The sequence below is a fragment of the Streptomyces sp. FXJ1.172 genome (assembly GCF_001636945.3).
In the GTDB taxonomy this organism is placed as follows: domain Bacteria; phylum Actinomycetota; class Actinomycetes; order Streptomycetales; family Streptomycetaceae; genus Streptomyces.
In genome coordinates this window covers 3,958,888-3,970,620 of record NZ_CP119133.2, presented here as the reverse complement: position 1 = coordinate 3,970,620, position 11,733 = coordinate 3,958,888, and the positions used below count along the sequence as shown (strand labels likewise).

Below are 11,733 nucleotides of genomic sequence, written 5' to 3'. Positions count from 1 at the left end.
GATGATCAGTCCACCGTCACGTAGTCGGGGCCGGAGTAGCGGCCGGTGGCCAGCTTCTGACGCTGCATCAGCAGGTCGTTCAGGAGCGAGGAGGCGCCGAAGCGGAACCAGTGGTTGTCCAGCCAGTCCTCGCCCGCGGTCTCGTTGACCAGGACCAGGAACTTGACGGCGTCCTTGGTGGTGCGGATGCCGCCGGCCGGCTTCACGCCGACCTGGATGCCGGTCTGCGCGCGGAAGTCCCGCACGGCCTCCAGCATCAGCAGGGTGTTGGCGGGCGTGGCGTTGACCGCCACCTTGCCCGTCGAGGTCTTGATGAAGTCGGCGCCCGCGAGCATGCCGAGCCAGGAGGCGCGGCGGATGTTGTCGTACGTCGACAGCTCGCCGGTCTCGAAGATGACCTTCAGGCGGGCGCTCGTGCCGCAGGCCTGCTTCACGGCGACGATCTCGTCGTACACCTTCAGGTACTTGCCGGCCAGGAACGCGCCCCGGTCGATGACCATGTCGATCTCGTCCGCGCCCGCGGCGACGGCGTCACGGACGTCGGCCAGCTTCACGTCGAGGGCGGCACGGCCGGCCGGGAAGGCGGTGGCGACCGAGGCGACCTTGACGCCCGAGCCGGCGACGGCCTCCTTGGCGACGGCCACCATGTCGGGGTAGACGCAGACGGCCGCCGTGGTCGGCGTCGTCCGGTCGGTCGGGTCGGGATGGACGGCCTTGGCGCCGAGCGCCCGGACCTTGCCCGGGGTGTCCGCGCCTTCCAGCGTCGTCAGGTCGACCATCGAGATGGCGAGGTCGATGGCGTACGCCTTCGCGGTGGTCTTGATGGAACGGGTGCCGAGAGACGCGGCCCGCGCCTCCAGGCCGACCGCGTCGACGCCGGGCAGCCCGTGCAGGAAGCGGCCCAGCGCGCTGTCGGACGCGGTGACGTCAGCGAGAGCGTGTGCTGTGGGTGCAGTGGTGGGCATGGTCACCGGACGAGCATATCTACGCGCGTAGTTCCTGTACAGCCCCCGTGCTCATCTCGCATTCGAAGATCACGGATGAGCGCCGGTTCCGGGGCGCGTGGCGGCACCGCCGCCGGTGTCATGCAGACTTGGCCCATGACCACCCCCGACCACCCGTCACCCGCGTCACAGCCTCCGGAGCCCGTCTACCAGGACCGGATCTACCGCTCGCCCATGGCCATCCCGAGCGGTGTGCTGCTTCTCGGGCTCATCGGCTGGCTGGGCTTCGACGCGCTGTTCAGCGGTCATGGCCGCGCCCCGTGGCTGGCGCTCGCCGGGATGATCCTGGCCGTTCCGCTGGTGATCGCCTTCACGCTGCGGCCCGCGGTGTTCGCCAACGACGACCGGCTGCGGATCCGCAACCCCTTCCGGGTGATCACCCTGCCCTGGGGCGAGATCGCCGCCCTGCGCTCCGGCTTCTCCAACGAGGTCGTGGCGAACTCCGGCACCAAGTACCAGCTGTGGGCCATCCCGGTCTCGCTGCGGGCCCGCAAGCGGGCGGCGCGCCAACAGGTGGATGCAGGGACGAAGGGCAACGAGGGCGGCTCGGCCCAGGCCCGTCGCCTCGGTCTGCGCCGGGGCGGGTTCGGTCTGGCGGCGGGCCCCGACTCCGGGCCGACGCAGGCGGAGACCGACCAGTGGATGAACGACCTGCGCGCCTTCCACGAGCGGCACGAGGGCAGGGACACGGCCCACGGCGAGACGACCGTGCGCTGGGCCTACGAGGTGCTCGGACCGGCGCTGGCGGGCGCGGTCGTGCTGGCGATCCTGCTGGCCACGGGCTGACGCCCACTGACCACGGGCCGGCGCCTGCCGGCCACGGCCCGACGCCCGGGCGGCGTCGCACCACGGCGTACGGGAGGAGACCCGCCCCGGCCGTGGAGGCAGGTCCCGGGAACGGCGGCATGGGGGTGCCCGGACGGGGGCACCCCCATGGGGACCGCTGCCGTACGGCTCAGATACCGGCGGCCGCCGACAGGTCCCGCTTGATCTGCGCGAGGAGTTCGTTCGCGCGGGCGTGGGCCGTCGGCAGGCCGGCGTGCGTGGCGACCGGTACGACGACCTCCAGGTAGCACTTCAGCTTCGGCTCGGTGCCGCTCGGGCGGACGATCACCCGGGCGCCGTCCAGCGTGTAGCGCAGGCCGTCCGTGGGCGGCAGCCTGTCCGTGCCCCGGGTGAGGTCCTCGGCACGGGTGATGGCCAGGCCCGCCAGCTCGGTCGGTGGCTGCTCGCGCAGGCGGCGCATCGCGTCCGCGATCAGCGAGAGGTCCTGGACACGGACCGAGAGCTGGTCGGTGGCGTGCAGACCGTGCTCCACGGCGAGGTCGTCGAGGAGGTCCAGGAGGGTACGGCCCTCCTCCTTGAGCTGCGAGGCCAGTTCGGTGATCAGGAGCGCGGCGGTGATGCCGTCCTTGTCGCGCACGCCCTCGGGGTCCACGCAGTAGCCGAGGGCCTCCTCGTAGCCGTAGCGCAGGCCGTCCACGCGGGCGATCCACTTGAAGCCGGTCAGCGTCTCCTCGTAGGGGAGGTTCGCCTTCTGGGCGATCCGGCTCAGGAGGGAGGATGAGACGATCGACTCGGCGAACACGCCGGTCGCGCCGCGGCGGACCAGGTGGGCGGCGAGCAGCGCGCCGACCTCGTCGCCGCGCAGCATCCGCCAGTCGGCGCCGTCCTTGACGGCCACCGCGCAGCGGTCGGCGTCGGGGTCGTTGGCGATGACCAGGTCCGGGCCGGTGGCGCGGGCGCGGGCGAACGACAGGTCCATCGCGCCCGGCTCCTCCGGGTTCGGGAAGGCGACCGTCGGGAAGTCCGGGTCCGGCTCGGCCTGCTCGGCGACCAGCACCGGCTCCGGGAACCCGGCCCGGGCGAACGCGGCGAGCAGGACGTCCTTGCCGACGCCGTGCATGGCCGTGTAGACCGTGCGGGCGGTGCGGGGGGAGCCGTCGGCCAGCACGGCGTCCGTGCGGGCCAGGTAGGCGTCCAGGACCGACTCGTCCAGGGTCTGCCAGCCGGACTGCGGGCGCGGTACGTCGTTCAGGGAGGCGATCGCGTCGATCTCGGCGGCGATCTCCGCGTCGGCGGGCGGCACGATCTGGGAGCCGTCGCCGAGGTACACCTTGTAGCCGTTGTCCCGGGGCGGGTTGTGGCTGGCGGTGACCTCGACGCCCGCGACCGCGCCGAGGTGCCGTATGGCGAAGGCGAGGACGGGGGTGGGCAGGGGGCGGGGGAGGACCGCCGCGCGAAGGCCGGCGCCGGTCATCACGGCGGCGGTGTCCCGGGCGAAGTCGGCGGACTTGTGGCGGGCGTCGTATCCGATGACGACGAGCCCGCCGGCCCGGCCCTGCTTCTTCAGGTACGCGGCGAGGCCGGCCGCGGCGCGGATGACGACGCTGCGGTTCATGCGCATGGGGCCGGCGCCCAGCTCGCCGCGCAGACCCGCGGTGCCGAACTGGAGCGTGCCGCTGAACCGGGCCGACAGTTCGTTCGTGTCGCCGGCCTCGATCAGCTTGGCCAGTTCGTCACGGGTCTCCGTGTCGGGGTCCTCGGCGAGCCAGGCCGTGGCCCGGGCCATGAGATCGTCGTGCACCTTGGGATCAACCTCTCCTGTGTTTGCCTGGGCCCCTGGGGGCTCCGCCCCCAGACCCCCGTCTTCCCGCCGGCCCACCGCAACCGTGGGCCGGAAGGCTCGCTCTACAGCTTGCCCAGCACCTGGCCCAGCAGCTGGCCCATCCGCGCGGCGGAGTCGCGGCCCGCCTGGAGGACCTCCTCGTGGTTGAGGGGCTCGCCGGTCATGCCGGCCGCCAGGTTGGTGACCAGGGAGATGCCCAGCACCTCGGCGCCCGCCTCGCGCGCGGCGATGGCCTCGAGGACCGTGGACATGCCGACCAGGTCCGCGCCGATGACGCGGGCCATGCGGATCTCGGCCGGGGTCTCGTAGTGCGGGCCGGGGAACTGCGCGTAGACGCCCTCCTCCAGGGAGGCGTCGATCTCCTTGCACAGGGCGCGCAGGCGGGGGGAGTAGAGGTCGGTGAGGTCGACGAAGTTGGCGCCGACGATCGGGGACGTGGCCGTCAGGTTGATGTGGTCGCTGATCAGGACCGGCTGCCCGGGGCGCATGCCCTCGCGCAGGCCGCCGCAGCCGTTGGTGAGGACGATGGTCTTGCAGCCGGCGGCCACGGCGGTGCGCACGCCGTGGGCGACGGCTGCGACGCCACGGCCCTCGTAGTAGTGCGTGCGGCCCAGGAAGACCAGCGCGCGCTTGTCACCGAAGGAGTACGAGCGGATCTTGCCGCCGTGCCCCTCGACGGCTGGCGGCGGGAAGCCGGGCAGCTCGGTGACCTGGAACTCGGCGTCGGGTGTGCCCAGGGCGTCGACGGCCGGAGCCCAGCCGGAGCCCATCACGAGGGCGACGTCGTGGGTCTCGGCGCCGGTGAGTTCGCGCAGGCGCGCGGCGGCGGCGTCGGCGGCGGCGTACGGGTCGCCCTGGATGTCGTCCGGAAGAAGAGATGCGTTCACGCCGACGAGGGTAGCTCGTCTTCGCCTACGCGCGTAGATGACAGACATCACGGGATGGCGATCGTTGTCTTGTCGTTTCCGACGAAAGCCGTCCCGCGGGTGCGGCTGTCACTCCTCGGTGATGAGGACGTCCTTGTCGTTGAAGACCTCGACGATGAAGATGAGCAGACGCCCGCGGCTCACCGTGTACTCCACCAGGATGTTCTGGGTGAGACGGATCGTGCGGTCGTCGCCGGTGGACCCTATGGGCCGGGACACCGGAAGGAAGGGGTCGCGGGCCAGCATGGCGATGCCCTTGTCGAACGCGTTCCGCTGCCGGTCGTCCAGGCGGTCACGAGCCTGTGCGGCCTGGACCGTGTAGTAGACGTCGTAGGTGGTCGTGGGGGGCATGCGCTCTCCCGTTGGTGCGTCGGTGCAGCCAATTTTAGAGTCGGCGCCCGCTCAGCAGGGCCGTTTCCGCAGTTCCATCACGTAGTCGTGCGGCGCTCCCGCCGATTCCGCCGCGTCCGCGATCTCACCGAGGTAGCGCGCCGAGGGGAGCCCGCCCTCGTAGCCGTCGAGGACGTACGTCCAGGCCGGCTCCTCGCCGTCCAGGGTGTGCACGCGCACGCGTACGCGCCGGTAGATGCCGAGACCCACGCCTTCCCACCGGTCGAGGGACTCCTCGTCCAGGGGTGCGATGTCGTAGAGGCCGACGAAGACCTGCGCGAGCGGGTCCTCGACGATCGTCGCCAGCGCCCCCTCCCAGCCCAGCTGCTCGCCGCCGAACGTCAGCCGCCAGCCGTTCAGCCAGCCGGTGGCACGCAGCGGGGAGTGCGGGGCGCGGTGTGACATCAGCCCGGCGTCGAGGTTGCCGGCGTACGCGGCATAGAGCGACATGGACAGAGGGTACGGCAGGCAAACTCCTGCCTCATCCGTCCCGGGAGTGCGCCCGGGGTACGCCTGGCGCGCCCCCGGGCAGTAGCACCTTGAGGCGTGCGGGACAATGGGGTACGTGACTCGGATCGTGATCATCGGTGGCGGACCCGGCGGATATGAAGCGGCGCTGGTGGCCGCTCAGCTCGGCGCGGAGGTGACCGTCGTCGACTGCGACGGTCTGGGCGGAGCGTCGGTACTGACCGACTGCGTGCCGTCGAAGACCCTAATCGCCACGGCCGAGGTGATGACCACCTTCGACTCCTCCTACGAGGAGCTGGGGATCATCGTCGCCGACGACACTCCGCCGCTGGAGCAGACCGCCCGGGTGGTCGGGGTGGATCTCGGCAAGGTCAACCGGCGTGTCAAGCGGCTCGCGCTCGCGCAGTCGCACGACATCACCGCCTCCGTCACGCGCGCCGGCGCCCGGGTCCTGCGCGGGCGCGGTCGGCTCGAGGGCATGCAGGCCCTCGACGGGTCCCGCAAGGTCGTCGTCACCGCCGCCGACGGCACCGAGGAGACCCTCGTCGCCGACGCCGTCCTCATCGCCACCGGTGGTCACCCGCGCGAGCTGCCCGACGCCCAGCCCGACGGCGAGCGCATCCTCAACTGGACCCAGGTCTACGACCTCACCGAGCTGCCGGAAGAGCTGATCGTGGTCGGCTCCGGTGTGACCGGTGCCGAGTTCGCCGGCGCCTATCAGGCACTCGGGTCCAAGGTCACGCTCGTGTCCTCGCGGGACCGCGTGCTGCCGGGCGAGGACCCGGACGCCGCCGCCGTGCTGGAGGACGTCTTCCGGCGCCGCGGCATGAACGTCATGGCCCGTTCCCGCGCGCAGTCCGCCAAGCGCGTCGGGGGCCGGGTCGAGGTGACGCTGGCCGACGGCCGGGTCATCAGCGGCTCGCACTGCCTGATGGCCGTCGGCGCCATCCCGAACAGCGCGGGCCTCGGCCTGGAGGAGGCGGGCGTCAAGCTGCGCGAGTCCGGTCACATCTGGACCGACAAGGTGTCCAGGACGACCGCGCCCGGCGTGTACGCGGCCGGTGACGTGACCGGGATCTTCGCCCTCGCGTCCGTCGCCGCCATGCAGGGACGTATCGCCATGTACCACTTCCTCGGTGACGCGGTGACCCCGCTGAACCTGAAGACCGTCTCCTCCAACGTCTTCACCGACCCCGAGATCGCGACGGTCGGCTACACGCAGGCGGACGTGGACGCGGGCAAGATCGACGCGCGGGTCGTCAAGCTCCCCCTGCTGCGCAACCCGCGCGCCAAGATGCAGGGCATCCGGGACGGCTTCGTCAAGATCTTCTGCCGGCCGGGCACGGGCATCGTGGTCGGCGGTGTGGTCGTGGCGCCGCGCGCCTCGGAACTGATCCACCCCATCTCGATCGCCGTCGACAACAATCTGACGGTCGAACAGATCGCGAACGCGTTCACCGTGTACCCCTCCCTTTCGGGGTCGATCGCGGAGGTGGCCAGGCAGCTCCACACGCGCAAGGCGAGCGCGGAGGCCTGACGTCGGCGCCAACTCCCCGCTGGTCACGGGGAGTTGCCGCGTGTGCGTACGGCATAGTCGGGACGGTCAGGTCCTATACCACTTCCCACCCTGCCATGCGAACAACTTCTGTTATTCGGCGCAAACTGCTGAAAGCAGACGGTCGCTGGGGTTACTGTCAGTTTCGTGTTCGCTGCTGAACGTCGCCAATTGATCCTCGAAATGGTGCGAGCGAACGGTGCGGTCTCGCTCCGTGAACTCGCCCGCGTCGTCCAGACCTCCGAAGTGACCGTACGGCGGGACGTGCGGGCACTGGAGGCAGAAGGACTCCTCGACCGCCGGCACGGCGGTGCCGTACTGCCGGGCGGTTTCACGCGCGAGTCGGGCTTCCCGCAGAAGTCCCACCTCGCGACCGCCGAGAAGACGGCCATCGCCGATCTCGCCGCGGGCCTCGTCGAAGAGGGCGAGGCCATCGTGGTCGGCGCGGGTACCACCACGCAGGAGCTGGCCCGCCGGCTCGCGCGGGTGCCCGGCCTGACCGTCGTCACCAACTCCCTCCTGGTCGCCCAGGCGCTGGCCCATGCCAACCGGGTGGAGGTCGTGATGACCGGCGGCACCCTGCGCGGCTCCAACTACGCCCTCGTCGGCTCCGGCGCCGAGCAGTCCCTCCAGGGGCTGCGGGTGTCGAAGGCCTTCCTCTCCGGGAGCGGTCTGACCGCCGAACGCGGCCTGTCCACGTCCAACATGCTCTCGGCGTCCGTCGACCGGGCGCTCGTCCAGGCCGCCGCCGAGGTCGTGGTCCTCGCCGACCACACCAAGCTCGGCACCGACACCATGTTCCAGACCGTGCCGACGGACCTGATCACCCGCCTGGTCACCGACGAGCCCCCGGGCCACGACGACCGCGCCGCCACCGAGTTGCAGGCCCTTGCCGACCAGGGGGTGCAGATCGCCGTGGCCGGGGCGGGCAGCCCTCCGGGGGGTGAGCAGGCCCCGGCGCGGCGCGCACCCCTGCCGGGGCCGCGCAGGGGGCACGTGGCGCTCCGCTCGGGAGCGGCGGGGATGGGGGAGCAGCCGGCAGGGGTTGAGCGGGGGCGCGTCGCTGATCTGCGGCGGCGGTAGTCGTCGGGCTCGGTCGGCTTCCGTATCGGCCATGGCCCCGCGCTCCTGAGCCGGCCGCCCTACGAGCTGCAAAAGCAACGCCGCCCGGCGGACCGAGGCAGTCGGTCCGCCGGGCGTTGCCCTGAGTCTTGCCGTCAGTCCTTGATCTCGCAGATCGCCGCGCCCGACGTGATGGAGGCGCCGACCTCGGCGCTGAGGCCCTTGATGGTGCCCGCCTTGTGGGCGTTGAGGGGCTGTTCCATCTTCATGGCCTCCAGGACGACGATCAGGTCGCCCTCCTGGACCTCCTGGCCCTCCTCGACTGCGATCTTGACGATCGTGCCCTGCATCGGGGAGGCGAGGGTGTCGCCGGAGGCGACGGGGCCGGACTTCTTGGCCGCGCGGCGCTTGGGCTTGGCGCCCGCCGCGAGACCGGTGCGGGCCAGGGACATGCCGAGCGACGAGGGGAGGGAGACCTCCAAGCGCTTGCCGCCCACCTCGACGACGACCGTCTCACGGCCGGCCTCCTCCTCCGCCTCGGCGTCGGCCGGGGCGGCGAAGGGCTTGATCTCGTTGACGAACTCGGTCTCGATCCACCGGGTGTGGACCGTGAACGGGTCGTTCGAGCCCGTCAGTTCGGGGGCGAAGGCCGGGTCCCTCACGACCGCGCGGTGGAAGGGGATCGCCGTGGCCATGCCCTCGACCTGGAACTCGTCCAGGGCGCGGGCGGCCCGCTGGAGGGCCTCCTCGCGCGTACGGCCCGTCACGATCAGCTTGGCCAGCAGGGAGTCCCACGCCGGGCCGATGACCGAGCCGGCCTCCACGCCCGCGTCCAGGCGGACACCGGGACCGGACGGCGCGTCGAACCTCGTCACCGTGCCGGGAGCCGGCAGGAAGTTGCGGCCCGGGTCCTCACCGTTGATGCGGAACTCGAAGGAGTGGCCGCGCAGGGCCGGGTCGTCGTAACCCAGTTCCTCGCCGTCGGCGATGCGGAACATCTCGCGGACCAGGTCGATGCCGGCGACCTCCTCGGTCACCGGGTGCTCGACCTGGAGGCGGGTGTTGACCTCCAGGAAGGAGATCGTGCCGTCCTGGCCGACCAGGAACTCGCAGGTGCCCGCGCCCTCGTAGGAGGCCTCCTTCAGGATGGCCTTCGAGGCGCGGTACAGCTCGGCGACCTGCTCGTCGCTCAGGAACGGCGCCGGGGCCTCCTCCACCAGCTTCTGGTGCCGGCGCTGCAGCGAGCAGTCACGGGTCGACACGACGACCACGTTGCCGTGCTTGTCCGCCAGGCACTGGGTCTCCACGTGGCGGGGGCGGTCCAGGTAGCGCTCGACGAAGCACTCGCCGCGGCCGAAGGCGGCGACCGCCTCGCGCACGGCCGACTCGTACAGCTCGGGTACTTCTTCCAGGGTGCGGGCGACCTTCAGGCCGCGGCCACCGCCGCCGAAGGCCGCCTTGATGGCGATCGGCAGGCCGTGCTGCTCGGCGAACGCCACGACCTCCTCGGCACCGGAGACCGGGTCCGGGGTGCCGGCCACCAGGGGCGCGCCGGCGCGCTGGGCGATGTGCCGGGCGGCGACCTTGTCACCCAGGTCCCGGATGGCCTGCGGCGGCGGGCCGATCCAGATCAGGCCCGCGTCCAGCACGGCCTGCGCGAAGTCGGCGTTCTCCGACAGGAAGCCGTAGCCGGGGTGGACGGCGTCCGCGCCCGACTCGCGCGCCGCGTTCAGGACCTTCTCGATGTCCAGGTAGCTGGTGGCCGGTGTGTCACCGCCCAGGGCGAACGCCTCATCCGCGGCGCGGACATGCAGAGCGTCCCGGTCCGGGTCGGCGTAGACGGCCACGCTCGCGATCCCGGCGTCCCGACAGGCCCGGGCCACGCGGACAGCGATTTCGCCACGGTTGGCGATGAGCACCTTGCGCACGATTGAGGCTCCCTCCTTGAAACAAGCCGAGTTTAGGGACTGCCGACACGGCACTTCGACCCGTCCCCAATGGTGAGCTTGCCCACACGGAGCGTGATTCGAGGCTCGCTCGACCTGTCAAAGCCCTTGTCGCACCACAGCATGCAGGGCTCCTCCGGGAAACCCTAGCCCGCTCGTGTGGTCAAGGTCTCTGTGAGAGCGTGCTGCGGCCCACTCGGTTTCTTTGTCGAGTCCCTACGAATGGCCCAATGATTCTTTGCTGCTGCGCAAACCCTTGTCCCCCGGTTTACCCGTTAGTAGCGTTCGCATGATTCGAACGTACCTGGGGTAACAAGTCATCGGCTCGAAGGTGGGTGGATCCGCGGTGGTGCGCAGGCCTGTGGCGTGGGTCGTGGCGGTCGTCCTCCTGGTGGAGGCGGTCTTCATCGCCGCGCTCAACTGGTTCCTCGGCGTCGTCGTCGACCGGCAGGACATGTCCCTGGCCGGCCTCGACCCGTCCACGATGGCGACGTCCTCGAAGATCGGCGGCGTCGTCTTCGGCCTCTACTTCGCGCTGTGCGCCCTGGTGGCCGTCCTGGTCGCGGTACGCGACCGCGCCCCGGCGGGCTTCGGCCGCGTCCTGCTGATCAGCGTGGCGGTCGTCCACGGCCTGCTGGGCGCGTTCGCCTGGGGCCTGGTCGGCTGGACGGCGTTCCTGTTCATGGTGGTGGTGCTCGGACTCGTCGTCCTGCTCCTGATGACCTACGACCGTGACGGCGGCCCGCAGCCGGCCGCCCCCGGCGGCGGGCCGGACCAGGGCGGGGAACCGGAGGCCGGCGGCGAGCCGGACGCGGCTGCGGGTGCGGCGGCCGTGCCGGCCCCCCGTACGCAGGAGCGGCGGGGCGGGCCGCAGGACGGCGGCGACGAGCCGCAGGACTCCGTGCCCGCCCAGCTCGTCATCCGGCCGACGCCCACAACTCCGTGATGCCGATGCCCAGTTCGGCCAGCAGTTTGCGCACCAGGGGCAGGCTGATGCCGATCACGTTGCCGTGGTCGCCGTCGATGCCCTCGATGAACGGCGCCGAGCGGCCGTCCAGGGTGAACGCTCCGGCGACGTAGAGGGGTTCGCCCGAGGCCACGTACGCGGCGATCTCCTCGTCCGAGGGCTCGCCGAAGTGGACGACGGTGGAGGCGATCCCGGCGACGTACCGCTTGGCCTCCGTGTCCCAGATGCAGTGCCCGGTCTGGAGCGTGCCGGCCCGGCCGCGCATCGCCTTCCAGCGGGCGGTCGCCTCCTCGGCGTCGGCGGGCTTGCCGAGGGCCTGCCCGTCCAGCTCCAGCACCGAGTCGCAGCCGATCACCAGGGCGCCCTGCACCTCCGGCCTCGCCGCCACGACGGAGGCCTTCGCCTCGGCGAGGGCGAGGGCCAGCTCGGCCGGGGTGGGGGCGGTGACGGCGTCCTCGTCGACCCCGCTGACGATCACCTCGGGCTCGAGGCCGGCCTGCCTGAGCAGGCCCAGGCGGGCGGGGGACTGGGAGGCGAGCACGAGGCGCCTGCGGCGCTTAGCAGTCATGCCGTCAGGTTAGTCACGCGGTGCTGCCGGCTCACCTCAGGCCGATGACCAGCATCGCCAGGATCATGGCCACGGCCATCAGGAAGCCGAGCCGCCGGAGCATGTCCTGCGCTTCGCGCAGGTCCTCCGGCGGCTCGTCTTCCGGGTCCGACCACAACACACATTCAGCGTGGGGCCGGGCGGGGGGCGCGCGCCTGAGTACGGCTACTCAAGTTGGC

Annotated in this window: 12 protein-coding genes; 4 read left to right on the top strand and 8 right to left on the bottom strand. The window is 71.5% G+C overall.

What is annotated here, in order from left to right; translation table 11 throughout:
• Nucleotides 1-5: 5 nt before the first annotated feature.
• Nucleotides 6-965, bottom strand: a complete 960-nt coding sequence (gene deoC, locus A6P39_RS17545) for a deoxyribose-phosphate aldolase (RefSeq protein ID WP_067041791.1) — start codon at nucleotides 963-965, stop codon at nucleotides 6-8.
• Between the two features lie 135 nt (nucleotides 966-1,100).
• Here deoC and A6P39_RS17540 point away from each other — a divergent pair, with 135 nt between their 5' ends.
• The gene (locus A6P39_RS17540) at nucleotides 1,101-1,790 is read left to right on the top strand and encodes a PH domain-containing protein (RefSeq protein WP_067042016.1); all 690 of its coding nucleotides are present in this window, start codon (nucleotides 1,101-1,103) and stop codon (nucleotides 1,788-1,790) included.
• Nucleotides 1,791-1,959: 169 nt separating this feature from the next.
• On the opposite strand, the gene A6P39_RS17535 is transcribed toward A6P39_RS17540, so the two are convergent.
• The 4 genes from A6P39_RS17535 to A6P39_RS17520 all read right to left on the bottom strand — a co-directional run bounded on the left by A6P39_RS17535 (nucleotide 1,960) and on the right by A6P39_RS17520 (nucleotide 5,399).
• Nucleotides 1,960-3,591, bottom strand: coding sequence for a phospho-sugar mutase (locus A6P39_RS17535; RefSeq protein WP_067041794.1), 1,632 nt, complete (start codon nucleotides 3,589-3,591; stop codon nucleotides 1,960-1,962).
• 104 nt (nucleotides 3,592-3,695) lie between these two features.
• The gene (locus A6P39_RS17530; protein ID WP_067041796.1) at nucleotides 3,696-4,520 is read right to left on the bottom strand and encodes a purine-nucleoside phosphorylase; all 825 of its coding nucleotides are present in this window, start codon (nucleotides 4,518-4,520) and stop codon (nucleotides 3,696-3,698) included.
• A gap of 108 nt (nucleotides 4,521-4,628) precedes the next feature.
• Entirely contained in the window at nucleotides 4,629-4,910 is a 282-nt protein-coding gene (locus A6P39_RS17525; RefSeq protein WP_067041799.1) for a type II toxin-antitoxin system RelE family toxin, read from the bottom strand.
• Nucleotides 4,911-4,961: 51 nt separating this feature from the next.
• Nucleotides 4,962-5,399: a gamma-glutamylcyclotransferase gene (locus tag A6P39_RS17520; RefSeq protein ID WP_067041802.1), complete on the bottom strand. Its 438-nt coding sequence runs from the start codon at nucleotides 5,397-5,399 to the stop codon at nucleotides 4,962-4,964.
• Nucleotides 5,400-5,505: 106 nt separating this feature from the next.
• Between A6P39_RS17520 and A6P39_RS17515 the strand changes: the two genes are divergently transcribed.
• A complete protein-coding gene (locus tag A6P39_RS17515) occupies nucleotides 5,506-6,954 on the top strand; it encodes an NAD(P)H-quinone dehydrogenase (RefSeq protein WP_067041804.1) in 1,449 nt (482 codons plus the stop codon).
• A gap of 165 nt (nucleotides 6,955-7,119) precedes the next feature.
• Complete coding sequence (locus A6P39_RS17510; protein WP_079133214.1) at nucleotides 7,120-8,055, top strand: DeoR/GlpR family DNA-binding transcription regulator; 936 nt, start codon at nucleotides 7,120-7,122, stop codon at nucleotides 8,053-8,055.
• Between the two features lie 134 nt (nucleotides 8,056-8,189).
• Here the strand turns inward: A6P39_RS17510 and A6P39_RS17505 are convergent, their stop codons facing one another.
• Nucleotides 8,190-9,962 (bottom strand): acetyl/propionyl/methylcrotonyl-CoA carboxylase subunit alpha, encoded by a 1,773-nt coding sequence (locus A6P39_RS17505; protein WP_067041810.1) that lies wholly within the window; start codon nucleotides 9,960-9,962, stop codon nucleotides 8,190-8,192.
• Between the two features lie 364 nt (nucleotides 9,963-10,326).
• On the opposite strand from A6P39_RS17505, the gene A6P39_RS17500 reads away from it, so the two are divergent.
• Nucleotides 10,327-10,926 carry a hypothetical protein gene (locus tag A6P39_RS17500; RefSeq protein WP_234378784.1) on the top strand — a complete coding sequence of 200 codons (600 nt, stop codon included), beginning with the start codon at nucleotides 10,327-10,329 and terminating at the stop codon, nucleotides 10,924-10,926.
• On the opposite strand, the gene A6P39_RS17495 is transcribed toward A6P39_RS17500, so the two are convergent.
• Together A6P39_RS17495 and mmpB are read right to left on the bottom strand one after the other, a co-directional pair.
• Nucleotides 10,898-11,515: a Maf family protein gene (locus tag A6P39_RS17495; protein ID WP_199840724.1), complete on the bottom strand. Its 618-nt coding sequence runs from the start codon at nucleotides 11,513-11,515 to the stop codon at nucleotides 10,898-10,900. The two genes, A6P39_RS17500 and A6P39_RS17495, sit on opposite strands and share 29 nt — an antisense overlap.
• Before the next feature lie 31 nt (nucleotides 11,516-11,546).
• Complete coding sequence (gene mmpB, locus A6P39_RS17490) at nucleotides 11,547-11,675, bottom strand: morphogenic membrane protein MmpB (RefSeq protein ID WP_267893291.1); 129 nt, start codon at nucleotides 11,673-11,675, stop codon at nucleotides 11,547-11,549.
• Between the last annotated feature and the right edge of the window lie 58 nt (nucleotides 11,676-11,733).